Origin of the sequence: Nocardiopsis ganjiahuensis DSM 45031 (assembly GCF_000341085.1) — a bacterium.
Classification (GTDB): Bacteria; Actinomycetota; Actinomycetes; order Streptosporangiales; family Streptosporangiaceae; genus Nocardiopsis; species Nocardiopsis ganjiahuensis.
The window spans coordinates 870,850-889,696 of the sequence record NZ_ANBA01000009.1 but is presented as its reverse complement, the minus strand read 5'-3'; the positions used below and the strand labels follow the sequence as shown (position 1 = coordinate 889,696).

Sequence of the window (18,847 nt, the reverse complement as noted above, 5' to 3'; positions counted from 1 at the left end):
GGGCCAAGCCTAGGAGGCATCGCCCGGCCGGGCCAGTTCCTCCCCGGCCCGGGCGCGGAACACGGATCAGTGGTCCGGGAGGAGGGTGGGCCAGTCGAAGAGGTAGATCGAGCCGATGATGATGGAGATGGTGAGCAGGGGGGTGACCACCTTCTGCTCGACCGGTCCGTTGGTGGCGAAGCCCTGGCCCTGGCCGATGCGCTTCTTCCAGAACGGCCAGAAGATCGGCACGCCCATCTTGGTGATCATGTCGCCGAAGAAGTGCAGGACGATACCGAAGGCGACCGCCAGGCCCAGCCAGGTGTAGTTCACACCCACCGAGTACAGGGTCAGGGTGATCGCCGCCGTTCCCAGCGCGTTGATGATCCCCGACGCCGTGCGGTTCTTGTCCATGCCGAACCCCAGGCCCTGGAGCGCGATACCGACCAGCAGGAACACGAAGATCTGCACGGCCAGTTCCGACCACAGGGCCAGCGCCTGGACGAGGACACCCATCAGGACGGCGAAGAAGAAGGAGTGCGTGCCCATCCGGTGGCCGCCGAAGGCCCAGCTCAGGATGTCGCTGAGGATCTCGGTGGCCTTGCCGTAGGTCTTGGTCACCGTCGCGCTCTTGTGGTCCACGTCGGGCAGCAGAGCCGCGCCCGCGCAGACCAGTGAGCCGGCGATGATCTCACCGGGGCCCAGGTGAAAGCTGAGTCCAAGGAATTCCGTGCCCTGGACGAGCGGTACGACCGCCATCCAGCCGACCACGCCACTGAGTGCGTGCGAGTGCCCCATCATGGCGGGAACCGTAGCGGAGTCTGCCAATCGCCGCGAATCAGTGACTGGTTTCGGTCGGGGAACAAAAGCCCCTTAACTCCCATGAAACACCGGAGTCACCGGGATAGGAGTCGAATGTGTTGCGATATCACGCCTCACCTCGAAGATCATTGACGCTCCTCGCGGCCAGTTGGTAGACAACCAACAACCCCCAGGTGGCCAGGCCACCAACCCCACGAAACCTGACAGGGGCCGTTAATGAAAACCCAACACCCTCCCTCCGGCACCCTTCTCCGACGCACGGCGGCGTCCGGCAGCGCACTCCTCCTCCTCGGCGGCCTCACGGCGGTTCCCGCGCTCGCGGACGAGGCGGACCGCACCACCCTCACCATCGCCATCGCCCAGCAGGTCGACTCCTTCAACCCCTTCACCGCACAGCTCGCGGTCACCACGAACATCCTCCGGCACGTCTACGACAGCCTCACCACGGTGAACCCGGAGACCAACGAACCCGAGCCCTCGCTCGCCGAGAGCTGGGAGACCTCCGACGACGGTCTCACCTGGACGTTCAACATCCGTGACGACGCCTACTTCACCGACGGCGAGCAGCTCACCGCCGAGGACGTGGCGTGGACGTTCAACACGATGATGGAGAACGACTCCGCCGCGATCGCGAACGGCAACTACGTCGCCGGGTTCGAGACCGTCACGGTGGAGGACGAGACGACCGTCGTCATCGAGCTGGACGAACCCCAGGCCACGATGGAGTCCCTGCGCGTGCCGATCGTCCCCCAGCACGTCTGGGAGCCGATCATCGAGGCTGAGGGCGACGCCTTCTCCGACTACACCGCGGACGAGTTCCCGACGGTCGGCAGCGGCCCCTTCGTCCTCACCGAGCACTCCCGCGGCGAGCACATCCGCCTGGAGGCCAACCCCGACCACTGGCGGGGCGCCCCCGGATTCGACGAGCTCTACTTCCGCTACTACTCGGAGAAGGACGCCGCGGTCGAGGCGCTCCGCAGCGGCGAGGTCTCGTTCGTCTACGAGCTCACCGACGCCCAGGTCACCTCCCTGGAGACGGTCGACGACATCGCCGTCAACATCGCCGACGGCAAGCGGTTCCAGGCCTTCACGATCAACCCGGGCGCCGAGACCCAGGACGGCGAGGAGTTCGGCGACGGACACCCCGCGCTGAGCGACCGGACCCTGCGCCAGGCCATCGTCATGGGCATCGACAACGAGGAGATCGTCCAGCAGGGCGCCAACGGGCAGGCCGTCGCCGCGGGCGGCTACATCCCCCCGCGCTACGCGGACTTCCACTGGTCCCCCGAGGGCGAGGACGCCGTCCTCGACTTCGACCCCGACGCCGCCAACGAGATGCTCGACGAGGCGGGTTACGAGACGGGTGACGACGGTGTGCGCGTCTCACCCGACGGCGACCGCCTCGAACTGCGCATGCACGTCCACGCCGACCGCCCGGACAACGTCCAGGCCGGACTGGTGATCGCCGAGCGCCTCGCCGACATCGGCATCGAGATCGACAACCAGACCGTCGACCCGGGCATCCTCAGCGACGCCCTGTACGACGCCGAGTACGACCTCATCTTCACCGGGTGGACGGTCAACCCCGACCCCGACTACGTGTTCAGCATCCACACCTGCGACGCACTGCCCTCCGAGCCGGGCACCATGCAGGGCGACGCGTACTTCTGCGACGAGGAGTACGACGAGCTCTACGCCGCCCAGCTGGCCGAGTACGACCGCGAGGCCCGCGCCGAGATCATCCACCAGCTCCAGGAGGTCCTCTACCGCGAGGCCGTGGTCAACGTCCTGGCCTACCCGAACATCATGGAGGCCTACCGGACCGACCACATCGCCGAGATCCAGCTGGAGCCCGCCGAGGGCGGCAACATCTGGGGCCAGGACGGCTACTGGGCCTGGTGGTCCGCCGAACCCGCCGAGGCCCTGGCCTCCGGTGGCGGCAGCGGCAGCAGCGGCGTCTCCACCGGCGTGCTGATCGGGGTGGGCGCCGGTGTGCTCGTCCTGCTGGCCGCGGGCGCCTTCCTCTTCTTCCGCCGACGCTCCACCGTGGAGGACCGCGAGTGACGACCACGCCCACCGAGGCGGACGAACCATCCGGGGCGGGGACGACCGACGTCCCCGCCCCGGCGGGCCCCACGGGGTCCGGCCGGGCAGCCCGTGTGCTCACCTACGTACTCGGCCGCCTGACCACCGCGGTGGTCTCCCTGTTCGCCGTGATCGTCGCCGGGTTCTTCCTCTTCCGGATCCTGCCCGGCGACCCCGTCCGCGCCATGACCGAGGGACGCGAGGTCTCCGCGGAACAGCGCGAGGAGCTGCGCCGCCAGTTCGGTCTCGACCAACCCCTGTGGCAGCAGTTCCTCGACTACGCCGCGGGCCTGCTCCGGCTCGACCTGGGCACCTCGTTCCAGTACCGCGAACCGGTCGTCGACCTCATCCTCGAACGCCTCGGCCCGACCCTCCTGCTCGCCGGGACCGGCACGGTCATCGCCGCGCTCCTCGGCCTGTTCCTCGGCGCCCGCGCCGGGTGGAAGCCGGGCGGGCGCGGTGACCGGGTCAACACCGCGGTCGCGCTGTTCTTCTGGTCGGTGCCCACGTTCTGGCTCGGCCTGCTGCTGATCGTGCTGCTCTCCTCCGGGCGCGGTTTCATGCCGGGCCTCTTCCCGACCGGCGGCATGGTCGACCCCAGGGCGAGCGGAACGCTGGAGACCGTCCTGAGCACCGCCCAGCACATGGTGCTGCCGGTGGTCACGATGGTCGCGGTCATCTACGCGCAGTACCTGATGATCATGCGTTCGTCGCTGATGGACGAGAAGGGCGCGGACTACCTGACCACGGCGCGCGCCAAAGGGCTCCGCGACACCCTCGTGCGCCGCAGGCACGCCGTGCCCAACGCCCTGCTGCCCACCGTGACGCTCATCTTCCTGAACCTCGGGCAGGTCGTCTCCGGCGTCATCCTCGTGGAGACGGTGTTCTCCTGGCCCGGTCTCGGCCAGCTCTTCTACTCCGGCCTGCGCGTACCCGACCTCGGCCTCGTCCAGGGCCTGTTCGTGGTCTTCGCGGCCTCGGTGATCCTCATGAACCTCCTGGCCGACCTGGTGTACCCGCTGCTCGACCCGAGGGTGCGCCCATGAGCACGTCCGAACACCGGAACCCGCGCCCGCGGGCGCACCGGACCGAACCCGCCCCCGACGGACCGCCGCCGGTCCCCGAGGTCTCCGCCCGGGCCCTGGCCCGCAGGCGCCGCCGCGAGGCCCTGGCCCGGTTCGCCCGCGAGTACGCCCGCAACCGGGCGGGGCTCGTCGGCCTGGCCTCGCTGCTCACCATCGGCCTGCTCGCCCTGACCGCGCCGCTGTTCGTCGACCAGGCCCACCTGACCATCACCGGCGCGCCCGGAGAGTCCTACCAGCCGCCCAGCTGGGAGTACCCCCTGGGCACCGACAACTTCGGCCGCTCGGTCCTGGACCTGGTCGTCTGGGGCGCACGGGTCTCGCTGACGGTCGGTCTGCTGGCCACGTTCGTGTCGGTGACCCTCGGAACCCTGATCGGCGTCACAGCCGGACACTTCGGCTCCTCCGGTGGCGTCGGCGGCCGGATCGTGTCCGCGGTGCTCATGCGGATCACCGACTGGTTCCTGGTCCTGCCCACCCTGGTCCTGGCGGTGGCCCTGGCCGCCGTCCTGCCGCGCGGGATCGGAACCATCATCATCGCGATCGGGCTCACCGTCTGGCCGCCCACCGCACGCCTGGTGCGCGCCCAGACCCTGGCCGTGGAGGCCCGACCCTACGTCGAGCGCGCCCGCGCCCTCGGCGGCGGCCACGCGCACGTGATGGGCTGGCACGTCCTGCCCAACGTCATGCCGGTCGTGCTCGCCCAGACCACGCTGCTGGTGGCCACCTCCATCATCGCCGAGTCCACACTCGCCTTCCTCGGCATGGGCGACCCCACGACCATCTCCTGGGGCGGCATCCTCGAGGCGGCCCGCACCGCCGGGGCGATCAGCGCCGGGATCTGGTGGTACATGATCCCGCCCGGCCTGGCGATCGCCGTGGTCGCGCTGTCCTTCACCCTGTGCGGACGCGCGGTCGAATCCGTCATCAACCCACGTCTCAGGGGGCAGAGTTGAGCAGCCTTCTCGACGTCAGCGACCTGCACGTCACCTACTCCGGCAGTGCCGGCGACGTCCCCGCCGTACGCGGGGTGAACCTGTCCCTGGACCCCGGCGACACCCTGGGGGTCGCGGGGGAGTCCGGCAGCGGCAAGTCCACCGTCGCCCTGGCCCTGCTGCGCCTGCTGCCCGCCAGCGCGAAGGTCACCGGCCGGATCATGCTGGAGGGCGAGGACGTCCTCCGGATGAAGTGGGGCCGGCTGCGCGCCGTGCGCTGGGTGGGTGCCTCGGTGGTCTTCCAGGGCGCCATGCACTCGCTCAACCCCGTCAAGCGGATCGGCGACCAGATCGCCGAACCGCTCCTCGTCCACGCGCTGGTGAAGCCGGACCGGGCCGACGCGCGCGCGGCCGAACTCCTCGAGCAGGTGGGCCTGCCCGCCTCCCGGCTGCGTGACTACCCCCACCAGCTGTCCGGGGGCCAGCGCCAGCGGGTGATGATCGCGATGGCGCTGGCCTGCGAGCCGCGCCTGATCATCGCGGACGAGGCCACCACCGCCCTGGACGTGATGATCCAGGCCCAGATCCTCACCCTGCTGGAACGGCTGGTCGACGAGACCGGCATCGGCATGCTGATGATCAGCCACGACCTGTCCGTCCTGGCCGCCACCTGCGACCGGGTCGCGGTCATGTACGCGGGGCGCATCGTCGAGCAGGGGCCCGCGAAGGAGGTCGTGCACGAACCCGCGCACCCCTACGCGAGCGCGCTCAGCGCCGCCTTCCCCAAGATCGGCGACCCCGCCTCCCGGCTGGCGCCCCGAGGACTGCCCGGTGACCCGCCGGACCCGTCCGACCCGCCCTCGGGCTGTGTGTTCCGGCCGCGCTGCGCCGTGGCCGAGACGGTGTGCGCCACGGTGGACCCGCCGCTGTGGCCGGTGCGTCCCGACCGGTACGGGAACTCGGACCGGCACGCCGCCTGTGTGCACGTGGGCCCGGGAGAAGGGTCCGGCGACGGTTCGGACCGCAGTGTTCCCCACCAGAGCAGCAGCACAGAGGAGACCAGCCGTTGAGCGCCGACACCGACTCACGCCAGCCCTCCTCCGCCCCCGGCTCGGAGGGGGCCGCCGAACCGATCCTCAGCGCCGAGGGGGTGGAGGTGGCCTTCGCCGCGGGGTTCGCCCCGGGCGGGGGCCGCGGCACCGCCCGTGCGGTGGACGGGGTCAACCTGGACGTGACGGCCGGGGAGATCGTCGCCCTGGTCGGCGAGTCCGGCTGCGGGAAGACGACCCTGGCCCGGGCCCTGCTCGGCCTGGAGCGGCCCACCGGCGGCCGGGTCGTCTTCGAGGGCGCCCCGTTGGGCTACCGCTCCCGTGACCTGCGCTCCTACCGGCGCCGGGTCCAGCTCGTGCAACAGGACCCGATGGGTTCGCTCAACCCCCGCCGCACCGTCTACGAGTCCGTGGTGGAGGGGCTGCGCATCCACGAGGGCACCACCGCGGACGAGTCCGAACGGGTCGCCAGGGCCCTGTCCCAGGCCGGGCTGCGCCCGCCGGAGCGGTTCTTCACCCGCTACCCGCATGAGCTCTCCGGCGGACAGCGCCAGCGCGTGGTGATCGCCGGGGCCCTGGTCCTGGACCCCGAGGTGCTGGTGGCCGACGAGCCGGTGGCGTCCCTGGACGCGTCGGTGCGCGGTGAGATCCTGCGGCTGCTGCTGGAGCTGCGCGACGAACTGGGCCTGTCCGCGCTGGTCGCCACACACGACCTCGGGCTGGCGTGGAACATCGCCGACCGGGTCGCCGTGATGTACCTGGGCCGTGTGGTGGAGCTGGGCACCGTGGAGGAGGTCCTGTCCGCGCCCGCCCACCCGTACACGCGGGCGCTGCTCTCCGTGCTGCCCGACTCCGGGGTGGAGGAGGGGCCCGTGGTGCTCTCCGGTGAGCCGCCGGACCCCAAGCAGGTGCCGTCGGGCTGCCGGTTCCACCCGCGCTGCCCGGTCCTGGCCTCCGGCGAGGCCGAGCGGGCCGGAGTGGCCGACCTGTGCGCCACCGTGGACCCGGTGGTCCTGGGCGGCGGCGCCGAGCGGCGGGTGGCCTGCCACTGGGCGGCCCGGGACGACGCCGGCCGCCTGCGCGCGGACGGTCCCACCGGGTCCATGGCCACGTAAGTCTCCAGCTTCCGGCGTCCCACACCCGTCCCCCCCGGCCGGTTGCGGCCGGGGGAAACCCGTTCAGGGCGGAACACTTCCGGGCCGGGCCCCGTTGGCAGGGGCATGCCGACCGAAGAGCACCCCGAAGAACCGATCCCCCTCGCGCCCGCCGGCCCCGCGCCGGCACCGGAGCGCGTCTTCACCGACCACGACTTCTGGCGCGGCGGCGACCTCGACCTGGACGCCTACCTGGCCCGTGTGGGCCTGTCCGGCGATCTGCCGCCCACCCCGGACACCCTGACCGCCGTGCACCGGGCCCACCTGGCGGCGATCCCCTTCGAGAACCTGAACCTGCTGCTGGGCCGCCCGGTCCTGTTGGACGTGCCCTCCCTGACGGACAAGATGGTCCGCCACCGCCGGGGCGGCTACTGCTACGAGCAGAACCTCCTGCTCGCCGCGGTCCTGGACCGGCTCGGTTTCACCCTGACCGCCTTCACCGCCCGGGTGCTGATGGGCGGGGACGGCCGGCCCCGCCCCTCCACCCACGCACTGCTCCGGGTGGACGTCGACGGCGAGCCCTGGCTGGCCGACGTCGGGTTCGGCGGCGGCGGTCTGGTGGAGCCGTTCCCGTTCGAGGACGGCCGGCAGGTCTCCCAGGGCGGCTGGAACCTGCGGCTGGACCGGATCTCGGAGGTCGGCGACGAGGAGTGGCTGCTGCGCGGGTTCGACGGCGAGCACTGGCAGAACCTCTACTCCTTCGCCACCTCGGGAGTCCTCCCGCAGGACTACGGCATCTTCAGCCACTACCTCACCACCCACCCGCGCTCGCCCTTCGGCAACCGCCTGATGGTCGCGCGGACGGTGGGCGGGACCCGCTACGCGCTGACCGACACGACCCTGACCGTGGAGCGGGTCGACGGGACCGGTTCGGTACGGGAGATACCTCTGGGAGAGGTGGGAAACGTGTTGCGGGAGAGCTTCGGTATCGCCCTTGACCAGGAAGAACGGGCGATTGTCGAGGACCGGGTCAAGGGGTTCCTGGCCGCCTGATCGGGGTGCGCCGAATGTGATCGTGGTCACGTTTGGCGGAGTGGCTCGGGAAGGGCCGCCGTGAACCCCGACGCCAGCGGGCGTGTCCACCGGGCGGTGGCGCGCCCGCTCCGCCCGGCAGCCCAGGTCGCGAGGATTTGAGGTGATCACACACGTTCGTCTCGGAGAGCAGATGGGCAGGACCTGTGGGGCGCGACTGCGAGGGAGCAAGCCACAGTGCAGATGACCACGGAAGACGTCCACGAGTACATCAACGGGGTCTGTTTCAAGACCGGACCCCCCGGAAAGGTCGGGGCCGAGACCGAATGGCTCGTCACCGACCCCGAACGGCCCACCGCACCCGTCACCATCGACCGCCTCGCGGAGCTGCTGGAGGCCTGTGGCCCCCTGCCCGCGGGAAGCCGGATCACCTTCGAACCCGGCGGCCAGATCGAGCTCAGCTCGGCCGCCCTCCCCGGACCAGCACGAGCGCATGAGGCGCTCGCCCGGGACCTGGACCACATCCGCAAGACCCTCGCCGACGCCGGGCTGCACCTGGTCGAGACCGCTCTCGACCCCGTACGGCCCCCCGTCCTCCAGCTCCGGCTGCCCCGCTACGCGGCCATGGAGCGGTTCTTCGCCAACCACCGCCACCCCAGCGGCCACACCATGATGTGCAGCACCGCCTCGCTCCAGGTGTGCCTGGACACCGGAGCCGACGACGCCGACGTGCGCGCCCGCTGGGAACTCGTCCACCGGCTCGGTCCCGTGCTGGTCGCGGCCTTCGCCAACTCCGCCGTGTGGCGCGGTCGGCCCACCGGCTGGAAGTCCACCCGCTGGGCGATCTGGGCGGCTACCGACAGCACCCGCACGCGGCCGGTCCTGGAACCGCACACGAACCGTGACCCGGCCACCGCCTGGGCCGAGTACGCCCTCCACGCGAACGTGCTGGCCGTGCCCGAGATCCCCGGCAGCGGGGGGACCTGGACCGCCGACCCGGGCATCACCCTGGCCGACTGGATCGCCGGGGCCGGGCCGCGCCCGCCGACCCCGGCCGACCTGGAGTTCCACCTGACCACGCTCTTCCCGCCCGTGCGCCCGCGCGGCTGGTGGGAACTGCGCATGATCGACGCCCTGCCGCTGCGCTGGTGGCCGGTCCCGGTGGCGCTCGCCGCGGCCCTGACCGACGACCCCCGCGCCCGCGCCGTCGCCGAGGAGGCCACCGAGCGGTTGAGCCGGGGCGCCGTCCCCGACGCCGCGCTGTGGCTGCGCTCGGCCCGGGTGGGCCCGGCCGATCCCGACGTGGCCGCCTGCGCCCGGGTGTGCTTCGAGGCCGCGGTCGAGGCGCTGCCCCGGATGGGCGCGGCCGGGCTCGCGGGTCTGGTGGACGCCTACGCGGACCGTTACGTCCGGCGGGGGCTGTGCCCCGCCGACGACACCCTCGGTGCTCTGGTGCCCGCACCGCGCCCGGCGGACGCCGCGGGCTCCGGTACCGGAGCCGCGCACGGCCCGGACCCCGTGCCAGGACTCGGTGGAGGTTCGTCATGAGTCTCGAACAGGAACGCGCCAAGGAGCGCATCGCCGCCGAACTGGACCGGAGCAGACGGCGCAGCAACGGCCTCACCCTGGACACGCTCGACGAGGGGGACCTGCTGGCCCAGCACTCCCCGCTGATGTCCCCGCTGGTCTGGGACCTGGCGCACATCGGCAACTACGAGGAGCAGTGGCTGCTGCGGGCGGCAGGGGGGCGCGAGGCGCTCCGCCCCGACATCGACGGCCTCTACGACGCCTTCGAGAACCCCCGGGCCGACCGGGTCGCCCTTCCGCTCCTGCGGCCGGAGGAGGCGCGCGACTACAACGACAGGGTGCGCCGCGAGGTCCTGGACACCCTGGACACCGTGGACCTGGGGCCGGTGCCCCGGCCTCGGGAGGCCGCAGGGAAGCGGTCCCTGCTGGAAGCCGGGTTCGTCTTCCACATGGTGATCCAGCACGAGCACATGCACGACGAGACCATGCTCGCCACCCACCAGCTGCGCCGGGGAGCACCCGTGCTGCTGGAGGAGGGGGGCCCGCCCGCGGCGCCGAGCCCTCCCGCGGCCGGGGAGGTACTGGTCCCGGCCGGTCCCTTCACCATGGGCACCGACGACGACCCCTGGTCCTACGACAACGAGCGCTCCGCCCACACCGTGGACCTGGACGCCTACTGGATCGACACCGATCCGGTCACCAACGCCGCCTACACGGAGTTCGTCGCCGACGGCGGCTACCGGGACCCGCGCTGGTGGACGGACCGGGGATGGGAGTGGCGCCGGCAGCGCGACGCCGTCGCCCCCGCCTTCTGGGCCCGGGAGGGCGGCGGTTGGACCCGCCGCCGCTTCGGCCGCCAGGAGGATGTCCCGCCGGAGCAGCCGGTCCAGCACGTGTCCTTCCACGAGGCCCAGGCCTACGCCCGCTGGGCGGGCAAACGGCTGCCCACCGAGGCCGAGTGGGAGAAGGCCGCCCGGTTCGACCCCGCCACCGGGCGCTCCCGGCGCTTCCCCTGGGGCGACGAGGAGCCCACGGCCCGCCACGCCAACCTCGGCCAGCGCGCGCTCGGGCCCCACCCGGTCGGCAGCCACCCCGACGGCGCCTCACCGCTGGGGGTGCGCCAGCTGATCGGCGACGTGTGGGAGTGGACCTCCACCACGTTCCACGGTTACCCCGGCTTCGCCTCCTTCCCCTACCGCGAGTACTCGGAGGTCTTCTTCGACGACGGTTACAAGGTCCTGCGCGGCGGCTCCTGGGCGACCCACCCCACGGCGGTCCGGTCCACCTTCCGCAACTGGGACCACCCGGTCCGGAGGCAGATCTTCAGCGGGTTCCGCTGCGCACGCGACGCGGGGCGCGACTGATGTGCCGTCACCTCGCCTACCTGGGGCCGCCGCGCACGCTGTACGACCTGCTGTACGCGGCGCCCCACTCACTGCACGTCCAGTCGTGGGCGCCCCGCCGGCAGCGGTACGGCACCGTGAACGCCGACGGCTTCGGAGCAGGCTGGTACCCGGAGACGGGCGGAACAGGGACCGAAACCTCCGGTCCTCCCGAACCGCTCCGCTACCGCCGGGCCATGCCCATCTGGGGTGACGCCTCCTTCGCCGACGCCGCCCGCGCCATCACCTCCGGATGCGTGGTCGCGGCGGTCCGCGACGCCACCGTCGGATTCGGTTCGGAGGAGTCCGGGGCCCAGCCCTTCCGCGCGGACCGCCTCCTGTTCAGCCACAACGGGGCGGCCAAGGACGACGAGGCGCTGGTCGCCGGTCTGGCGGCGCCGTCGCCTCCGGGTGCGCTGGACGCCCGCGCGCCGGTGGACTCCGCGCCGCTGTTCGCGCACACCGTCCGGTTGTGGCGTTCCTCCGGCGACCTCGTCGGAACCCTCGCGGCGGTGGTCCGGCACGCCCGGGAGCACTCCGACGGCCGGTACAACCTGCTGGCCAGCGACGGGGAGGTGATCGTCGGGACGGCGGCCGGGGACACCCTGTACACGCTGCGCAGACCGGGGGAGGGCGTCCACCTGGCCTCGGAGCCCTTCGACGACGGGCGCGGCTGGCGGCAGGTCCCCGACAACTCGGTCGTCGTGGCCACCCGCGAACGCACCGACATCCACCCCCTCGGCTGAACCCCGCCGAAGTGGCCGAACCTCCTTCCCTTGTCACACCTCACTGGTTTCACCCCGCCCCGGGTACATCCGTAAGGAACACAGGAGGCACCATGTTCCGGATCGACCGCAATCTGACCGCCGGCGACCTCGACAAGGCCCTGCGCGCCGACGTCGCAGAAGGGCTGACCGCACGGCCGAAACAACTGCCGCCCAAGTGGTTCTACGACGAACGGGGCAGCGGGCTCTTCGAGGACATCACACGGCTCCCGGAGTACTACCCGACCCGGGCCGAACGGTCCATCCTCGAACTGCGGGCGGACGAGATCGCCGAGGCGGCGGGCGCCGCCGCCCTGATCGAGCTCGGCTCCGGGGCCGGGGTCAAGACCCGCCTGCTCCTGGACGCCATGCGCCGTCAGGGCGACCTCGCCCGCTTCGTGCCGGTGGACGTCAGCGGTGAGTTCCTGGACTCCTCGGCCCGCCCGGTCGCCGACGACTACCCGGGCCTGGACGTGCACGCGGTGGTCGGGGACTTCGAACACCACCTGGGACTGCTCCCGGTCAGCGAGAGCGGATGCCAGCTGCTGGCCGTGCTCGGCTCCACGATCGGGAACCAGGAGCCCGGACCGCGCGCGGCCTTCCTGCGCGACATCCACGGGGTGCTCCACCCGGGGGACTCGCTCCTGCTCGGCGCCGACCTGGTCAAGGACCCCGACCGTCTCGTCGCCGCCTACGACGACGCCCAGGGGGTGACCGCGGCGTTCAACCGCAACGTGCTGTCGGTGATCAACCAGCAGCTGGGGGGCGACTTCGACCCGACCGCCTTCCAGCACCTCGCCGTGTGGAACGCCGAGTGCGAGTGGATCGAGATGCGCCTGCGGGCCCGCTCCGCCCAGCACGTGCGGGTGGCCGACCTCGACCTGGAGGTGGACTTCGCGGAGGGGGAGGAGATGCGCACCGAGATCTCCGCCAAGTTCCGCAGGGAGGGGCTCGCCGCCGAGCTGGACACGGCCGGGTTCGACCTCACCCACTGGTGGACCGACGACGCGGGCGACTTCGCCCTCACCCTGGCCACGGCGCGTTGAACACCCCGTGCGCCGGAGTCCGGGGCCGGTGAGGTTCCGCGGGGAGGGGCTCAGAGCTCGGCGGCCATCCCGATCAGCGAGCCGACCAGGTAGGTCACCAGCATCGCGAAGGACCCGCCGAGCACGCAGCGCAGGGCGGCCCGGGCCGGCAGGGCGCCGCCCATGCGGGCGCTGACCGATCCCAGCAGGCCGGTGGCCGCGAGCACCGCCGCCACGGTCACCGGCAGACGCCAGGCGTCGGCGCTCAACAGCATGGCCGACAACGGGATCAGAGCGCCCAGCACGAAGGAGACCAGGCTGACGAAGGCCGCCTGCCAGGGGTCGGCCCGGTAGCGGTTCAGGCCCAGTTCGACCTCCACGTGGGCGCGCAGGGCGTCGTGGTCGGTGAGCTCACGGGCGACCCTGCGGGAGAGCTCCTCGCTCAGCCCGCGCGCCCGGTACATCCCGGCGAGCTCCTCGATCTCGCCCTCCGGATCCTCGGCCAGCTGCCGCCGCTCGTGGGCGATCGCGGCCCGCTCCGTGTCGCGCTGGGTGCTCACCGACACGTACTCGCCCGCCGCCATCGACAGCGCGCCCGCCAGGGTCCCGGCGACACCCGCCACCAGGAGGGCCTCCCGGTGCGGGGTGGCACCGGCCACCCCCACCACGAGTCCCGCCGTCGAGACGATCCCGTCGTTGGCGCCCAGGACGGCCGCGCGCAAAACGTTGAGCAGCGATCCCAGACGCCTCTGCGACTTCTCCGTGCCTTGGGGGTCCTCCCGTGCCATGAGGTCAGAGTTACACGTGTGACTCGCCCCGCCCCGCCTCACCACGCCGAACACCCGCCCGGACTCCGGTACGCTCGACCCGTGTTCAAGGTAGGAGTTTTCGGCGCCGATGGGCGCATGGGGTCAGAGGTCGTCAAAGCGGTTCAGGCCGCCGACGACATGGAACTCGTCGCGGGCGTGGACAGCGCCGACGACCGTGACGCGGTGCTGGGGGCGGACTACGTCGTCGACTTCACGCACCCCGACGTGGTGATGGACAACCTGGAGTGGCTGATCGGCCGGGGGATCCACGCCGTCGTCGGGACGAGCGGTTTCGACGAGGCCCGTCTCGCGCGGGTGCGCGAGCTCCAGGCCGCCGAGCCCGGCGCCAAGGTGCTCATCGCACCCAACTTCGGCATCGCCGCCGTGCTCATGATGCACTTCGCGAAGAAGGCCGCGCCCTACTTCGACTCCACGGAGATCATCGAGCTGCACCACCCCAACAAGGCCGACGCCCCCAGCGGCACGGCCTACCGCACCGCGGAGCTGGTCGCCGAGGCCCGTCGCGAAGCCGGCACCGAGCCGATGCCCGACGCCACCACCTCGGAGATCCCCGGTGCCCGCGGCGCCGACGTCGAGGGCGTCCGCGTGCACGCCCTGCGCATCCAGGGCCTCATCGCCCACCAGGAAGTGGTCTTCGGGACCGACGGGGAGACCCTCAAGATCCGCCACGACTCCATGAACCGCACCTCGTTCATGCCCGGGGTCCTGCTCGGCATCCGCAGGACCGCCGACCTCCCCGAACCGCTGACCCTGGGCCTGGAGCCCCTGCTCGGCCTGGAGTAGCAGCTGTCAGCGTAGGAGGGGACCGCCCACGGGGGCGGTCCCCTCCTCCGTGTTCCGAGCCGTGCCCCTCACCGTTCCCGGCTGCGCCGGTCGAGTTCCAGGGCGAAGAGCCCGAACGCGGTCTTCGACTGGCTGTAGGCGCGCATCCCGTCGTAGGAACGCTCCCGGTTCAGATCGTCCCAGTTGATCGAGTTCCGGTTGGCGGCGATGCTGAGCTCACCCGCATGCACGCCTCGGGCCTACGCGAGGTCGCCATCCTGCGGGGACCCGGCTCGAGGGCCGCGCACCTCGCCGACCGGCTTCCGGCCCGGAGCGAGGAGTTCCGCGAGGTATGGCAGGACCACGAGGTCGGTGTGCGTCCCCACCACGTCGAACACTTCGTTCATTCGGAAGTCGGGCACCTCGAGCTGACCTGTCGGCGCCTGCTGGACCCGGACCAGTCCCACTCACGCCTCGTCCACACCGCCGTCCCCGGCAGCGAGAGCCACGAGAAGCTGCGCCTGCTGTCGGCCGTCGGCACCCAGCCCCTGCACCGGGGCGCCTAGGCGCCCCGGCGGCACGTGAGGAAGACCTGCACCTCGGGGTTCTCGCCGTCGGGGTCGTAGGCGACCGCGCGTTCGTCCTCGATGACCAGTCCGGCCCTTTCCACCACGGAGCGGAGCTCGTCACGGGGATAACCGGACACCCGGATCTCGGTGCCGAGGAAGGGGATGGGCTGGTCGTCGAGGTCGGCCTCGACCATGGACAGGCAGAGGAGGCCGCCGGGTGCCAGGGAGGCGCGGACACGGCCCAGGGCCTCGGGGATCCTCTCCTTGGGCAGGCAGAGGAGGGAGAAGAAGGCGACGATGGCGTCGTAGGACTTCTCCACCGGGTCGAGGTCGAGGATGTCGGCCTTCCGGAACTCGGCCTCGGGGACGTTGTGCCGGGCGAGGGCGAGCATCCGCTCGGAGATCTCGAAGCCGGTCACCCGGGCTCCGGAGCTGACCAGCTGACGGGCGGTGGGCAGGCCGGTTCCCGAGCCCAGGTCGAGCACCTCGGCGCCGGGCGGGAGCAGGGTCAGCAGTCGCCGGACGCAGTCCTCCTGGCCCTCCTTGTTCGGGAAGGCCTCGTCGTAGCGTTCCCCGATCACGTCGAACGCCTCCGCCTGGCGGGCGTTGCGTTCGGCCCAGGCCTCCGGGTCAGGGGCGATCTCGTGGGGGTCGGTGGTGTGGTCGCTCGGCACGGTGTTCGGTTCTCCAAGGGGGTGCGAAGGCGGGTCGGGCATCGTAACCGTCGAGGATGGTACCCGGGGTAACACCTCAGACAGGGCCAGGTAGGACAGCGTGTCCGTGCTCCAGGTAGGCCGGTCCGCTCTGGTTGTCGTCCGCCGAGACCGCCGCGAGCATACGCCGGGCCACGCGCGCGGGCAGGTGGTCGGGAAGCCTGGCTGGCGGGACCCACTCCCATCCGGACAGCTCCTCGGGCGGCAGACGGAAGCCGGTCGACGCGACGTCGACGCGGAACAGCCACTGGTGGGCGGCGGTGCGGGGCGGCAGGGCAGGCACCCAGTCCACCACCAGCAGGGCGCGTACGCGCGCTGACACGCCCAACTCCTCGGCGATCTCCCTCCGGCAGGCGGTCAGCGGGGACTCGTCGGCCTCCATCATCCCGCCGGGGACACCCCAGGGCTCGTCGGGCGCGTACACGCGTTTCACCAGCAGGACGTCGCCCGCCGCCGAACGGATGAGCGCGCCCGCGGCGCCCCGGGTCGCGGGCAGGTTCGCGAAGAACTCCTCGTCGCTCTGGGAACTCACGCCGTCGATCCTAGGGCGTACTCCGAGACGTGCGGCTCATCCCCGGGGGGTGAAGGAGTTGAAGGTGTCGCGGATGACCGCTTCGTAGGACCGGCGTTCGCTTTGCGGCCCCTGCCAGGCGATCCAGTACGCGATGGTGTTCTCTCCGTTGTGCACGTGGATCTGCAGGGCGGTGCTGAACCGCTCCGGGTCCTGGTCCCAGCCCATCTCGAGGGCGGTGTGCTCGAAGCCCGTGTAGGTGTCCTCGAAGACCGTCGCGTTCCAAGAGCCCGGAATGCCGACGTAGTCGTCGGCGTCCAGGATCCGTTGGTCGTGGTCCTCCAGTCCGAGTTCGTCCACGGTCGACTCCCACGCCTCCATGGACTCGGTGACGGCGTCCTCGTGCTCGGGGGAGGTGTACCAGCCGGCGGCCATCCCGGTTTCCGGGAACCCCTCCGTTCCCTCCGGCGGGAAGAAGGACACCGAGCCCCAGGAGCTCTGGACGTGCGGTTCCTCACCATGGACCTCCTGCTCCCAACCCCGCGGGTGGTCGACCAGGAAACCGTCCGTGGAGTAGCTGTCGTAGTCGACGGAGACCTCACGGGGGAGGAGCAGGTACACGCCCAGAGCCGTGGCGAGCGCGAGCGCGACGGTCGCGGCCACCGCCGAGAGCAGGATGCGGCCGCGACCGTCGGAAACCCCCGCGGGCGCCGGCCCCGTGGCGACGGGCCCCGCCTGGGGGACCGCCGGGCCGGTCATCGGTCCGGTCGGCGGACCGGCTGCCGGTCCGCTCGGCGATACAGGGGGCGCCGGGGGCGCAGTACCGTCCCGCAGGGCCGCCAGGGCGGACTCCGCGGTGGGGCGGCGGTTCGGGTCGCGTTCCAACAGGGCCGTGATCAGCGGGGCCAGCGCACCGGACCGCGTCGGCGGCGGGAGGGGGTCCGACAGCACCGCCGCGATGGTCTGGCCCGTCTCGCCCCGACGGAACGGGTGGTGCCCCTCCACCACCGTGTACAGGGTCGCGCCCAGTGCCCACAGGTCCGACGGGGGCTGCGCCGGGCCCTGGCCGCGCAGCCGCTCGGGGGCCATGTACGGTGCCGAGCCCATCCGGGCCCCGTCCTCGGTCACCTCGTCCTCGCCGGCGATGGTCGCGATCCCGAAGTCGGCGAGGAGCACCCGGCCGTCCTCGGACAGCATGACGTTGCCGGGCTTGACGTCGCGGTGGACGATCCCCCGGGCGTGCGCGGCCCTCAGAGCCTCCAGCAGCCCCTCCGCGATCCGGGTCGCCTCCCCCACCGGCAGGGGACCGCGCTCGGCGACCTCCTCGCGCAGTGAGCGTCCCCGGACCAGTTGCATGACCACCCACGGGTCGCCGTCGACGTCGAGGATGTCGTGCACGGTCACCACGCCGGGTTCGTCGGCCAGGCGCCCCGCGGACCGGGCCTCGCGCCGCATCCTCGCGTGGAAGGCGGAGCGCTGCTCCTCGGAGGTGCCGGCGGGCAGGACCATCTCCTTGAGGGCGACGTCGCGCCCCAGCACGCGGTCCCACGAGCGCCAGACCGCTCCCATGCCGCCGCGTCCGAGTTCGTCGTGGATCTCGTAGCGGTCCGCCACGAGCCGGGGGACGTTGTTACCGGTACTGGTCATGACAGCCTTCCGGGGGAGGAGGACTTCCGGGGGAGGGTCGAACGGTGGACAGGCCTGGCGAGGGCCCCGGGGTCACCCCAGGGCGAGGGCGACCGAGAACAGCACGCCGAAGGCCATCTGGAGCCTGCCGGTCTCGCCCAGGCCCAGGACGAGGTCACGGCCGGCCTGCCCGCCGAGGACCCGGCGCAGCGGGGGGACGGCCAGGGGCGCGGAGAGCAGGACCAGCGGCACCCACCAGGACGCGGGGGTCAGCGCCAGCGCCACCAGGTACGAACCGATGACCATGCCCGCGTAGAGGCGCCGTGTGCCGGCCTCGCCCAGGCGCACCGCCAGGGTGATCTTGCCGGTCTCCTTGTCGGTGGGGATGTCGCGCAGGTTGTTGATCACCAGCACCGAGCAGGACAGCAGCCCGACCGGCACGGAGGCCACCCAGGCCTGCCACGGCGCCGCCTCCAGCTGCACGAACACCGTGCCCACCACCGCCACCACGCCGAAGAACACGAACACCGAGACCTCACCCAGGCCCCGGTAGCCGTACGGCGTCCCACCGCCGGTGTAGTACCAGGCGGCGGCGATGGCCAGCGCGCCGACCAGCAGGAGCCACCACGAGGTGGTCGCCACCAGGACCAGGCCGACCACACCGGCGAAGGCGAAACTGCCCAGCGCCGCGGCCAGAACCTGGCGGGGCGCGGCGAGCCCGGACGCGGTCAGCCGGGTGGGCCCGGTGCGCTCCGCCGTGTCGGTGCCCTTGACCCCGTCGCTGTAGTCGTTGGCGAAGTTCACGCCCACCTGGAGCGCCATCGACACCACCAGGGCCAGCAGTGCCTTCCACCACACGAACCCGTCCAGGGAGAAGGCCAGCGCGGTGCCGACCGCCACCGGGACGACCGAGTTCGGAAGTGTGCGGGGGCGCAGCCCCGAGACCCATTCACTGACCGTGGCCACGCGCCGGTCCTCCAGTTCGAGACGGAAGGCGCACCGAGGGGCGCGCCGAGACAACTACTCAACGGTAGTACCTGGCCGTCGCCGTCCCGCCGCT

19 protein-coding genes are annotated in these 18,847 nt (G+C 71.9%); 12 read left to right on the top strand and 7 right to left on the bottom strand.

The genetic code is table 11. From position 1 onward, the window contains the following. Positions 1–66 precede the first annotated feature (66 nt). Complete coding sequence (locus D458_RS0115025) at positions 67–780, bottom strand: metal-dependent hydrolase (protein WP_083936310.1); 714 nt, start codon at positions 778–780, stop codon at positions 67–69. Positions 781–1,017: 237 nt separating this feature from the next. Between D458_RS0115025 and D458_RS0115020 the strand changes: the two genes are divergently transcribed. From D458_RS0115020 to egtD, 10 genes are all read left to right on the top strand, one after another. Continuing rightward, positions 1,018–2,865, top strand: coding sequence for an ABC transporter substrate-binding protein (locus tag D458_RS0115020; protein ID WP_017587574.1), 1,848 nt, complete (start codon positions 1,018–1,020; stop codon positions 2,863–2,865). Continuing rightward, positions 2,862–3,932, top strand: a complete 1,071-nt coding sequence (locus tag D458_RS0115015; protein WP_017587573.1) for an ABC transporter permease — start codon at positions 2,862–2,864, stop codon at positions 3,930–3,932. The genes D458_RS0115020 and D458_RS0115015 overlap by 4 nt, the downstream gene beginning before the upstream one ends. Further along, a complete protein-coding gene (locus D458_RS0115010) occupies positions 3,929–4,924 on the top strand; it encodes an ABC transporter permease (RefSeq protein ID WP_017587572.1) in 996 nt (331 codons plus the stop codon). The genes D458_RS0115015 and D458_RS0115010 overlap by 4 nt, the downstream gene beginning before the upstream one ends. Further along, positions 4,921–5,973: an ABC transporter ATP-binding protein gene (locus D458_RS0115005; protein WP_017587571.1), complete on the top strand. Its 1,053-nt coding sequence runs from the start codon at positions 4,921–4,923 to the stop codon at positions 5,971–5,973. Before D458_RS0115010 ends, D458_RS0115005 begins: the two co-directional genes overlap by 4 nt. After that, positions 5,970–7,067 carry an ABC transporter ATP-binding protein gene (locus tag D458_RS0115000; RefSeq protein WP_017587570.1) on the top strand — a complete coding sequence of 366 codons (1,098 nt, stop codon included), beginning with the start codon at positions 5,970–5,972 and terminating at the stop codon, positions 7,065–7,067. Before D458_RS0115005 ends, D458_RS0115000 begins: the two co-directional genes overlap by 4 nt. Before the next feature lie 105 nt (positions 7,068–7,172). Further along, positions 7,173–8,099: an arylamine N-acetyltransferase family protein gene (locus tag D458_RS0114995; protein WP_017587569.1), complete on the top strand. Its 927-nt coding sequence runs from the start codon at positions 7,173–7,175 to the stop codon at positions 8,097–8,099. A 222-nt stretch (positions 8,100–8,321) separates the two neighbouring features. Continuing rightward, positions 8,322–9,626 carry an ergothioneine biosynthesis glutamate--cysteine ligase EgtA gene (egtA, locus tag D458_RS0114990; protein ID WP_040702470.1) on the top strand — a complete coding sequence of 435 codons (1,305 nt, stop codon included), beginning with the start codon at positions 8,322–8,324 and terminating at the stop codon, positions 9,624–9,626. Next, complete coding sequence (egtB, locus tag D458_RS0114985) at positions 9,623–10,969, top strand: ergothioneine biosynthesis protein EgtB (RefSeq protein ID WP_017587567.1); 1,347 nt, start codon at positions 9,623–9,625, stop codon at positions 10,967–10,969. Before egtA ends, egtB begins: the two co-directional genes overlap by 4 nt. Further along, a complete protein-coding gene (gene egtC, locus D458_RS0114980; protein WP_017587566.1) occupies positions 10,969–11,733 on the top strand; it encodes an ergothioneine biosynthesis protein EgtC in 765 nt (254 codons plus the stop codon). The genes egtB and egtC overlap by 1 nt, the downstream gene beginning before the upstream one ends. A 92-nt stretch (positions 11,734–11,825) precedes the next feature. Then, on the top strand, positions 11,826–12,797 hold the full coding sequence (gene egtD / locus D458_RS0114975; protein WP_017587565.1) for an L-histidine N(alpha)-methyltransferase: 972 nt from the start codon (positions 11,826–11,828) through the stop codon (positions 12,795–12,797). Positions 12,798–12,847: 50 nt separating this feature from the next. Here the strand turns inward: egtD and D458_RS0114970 are convergent, their stop codons facing one another. Next, positions 12,848–13,564 carry a VIT1/CCC1 transporter family protein gene (locus tag D458_RS0114970; RefSeq protein WP_026119322.1) on the bottom strand — a complete coding sequence of 239 codons (717 nt, stop codon included), beginning with the start codon at positions 13,562–13,564 and terminating at the stop codon, positions 12,848–12,850. 81 nt (positions 13,565–13,645) lie between these two features. Here D458_RS0114970 and dapB point away from each other — a divergent pair, with 81 nt between their 5' ends. Then, positions 13,646–14,389, top strand: a complete 744-nt coding sequence (dapB, locus tag D458_RS0114965) for a 4-hydroxy-tetrahydrodipicolinate reductase (RefSeq protein ID WP_083936309.1) — start codon at positions 13,646–13,648, stop codon at positions 14,387–14,389. Between the two features lie 68 nt (positions 14,390–14,457). Here dapB and D458_RS36380 read toward each other — a convergent pair whose 3' ends face one another. Then, positions 14,458–14,619 (bottom strand): hypothetical protein, encoded by a 162-nt coding sequence (locus D458_RS36380; RefSeq protein ID WP_017587562.1) that lies wholly within the window; start codon positions 14,617–14,619, stop codon positions 14,458–14,460. Here D458_RS36380 and D458_RS33550 point away from each other — a divergent pair. Further along, positions 14,614–14,934 carry an MmyB family transcriptional regulator gene (locus tag D458_RS33550; RefSeq protein WP_017587561.1) on the top strand — a complete coding sequence of 107 codons (321 nt, stop codon included), beginning with the start codon at positions 14,614–14,616 and terminating at the stop codon, positions 14,932–14,934. The genes D458_RS36380 and D458_RS33550 overlap by 6 nt on opposite strands. Here the strand turns inward: D458_RS33550 and D458_RS0114945 are convergent. The 4 genes from D458_RS0114945 to D458_RS0114930 all read right to left on the bottom strand — a co-directional run bounded on the left by D458_RS0114945 (position 14,931) and on the right by D458_RS0114930 (position 18,753). Continuing rightward, on the bottom strand, positions 14,931–15,611 hold the full coding sequence (locus D458_RS0114945) for a class I SAM-dependent DNA methyltransferase (RefSeq protein ID WP_017587560.1): 681 nt from the start codon (positions 15,609–15,611) through the stop codon (positions 14,931–14,933). The two genes, D458_RS33550 and D458_RS0114945, sit on opposite strands and share 4 nt — an antisense overlap. 76 nt (positions 15,612–15,687) lie before the next feature. After that, positions 15,688–16,182, bottom strand: coding sequence for an NUDIX domain-containing protein (locus tag D458_RS0114940; RefSeq protein ID WP_017587559.1), 495 nt, complete (start codon positions 16,180–16,182; stop codon positions 15,688–15,690). A 36-nt stretch (positions 16,183–16,218) separates the two neighbouring features. Next, positions 16,219–17,808 carry a serine/threonine-protein kinase gene (locus D458_RS34865; RefSeq protein ID WP_051049677.1) on the bottom strand — a complete coding sequence of 530 codons (1,590 nt, stop codon included), beginning with the start codon at positions 17,806–17,808 and terminating at the stop codon, positions 16,219–16,221. A gap of 72 nt (positions 17,809–17,880) precedes the next feature. Continuing rightward, entirely contained in the window at positions 17,881–18,753 is an 873-nt protein-coding gene (locus D458_RS0114930; protein WP_017587558.1) for a 1,4-dihydroxy-2-naphthoate polyprenyltransferase, read from the bottom strand. Positions 18,754–18,847: the final 94 nt, after the last annotated feature.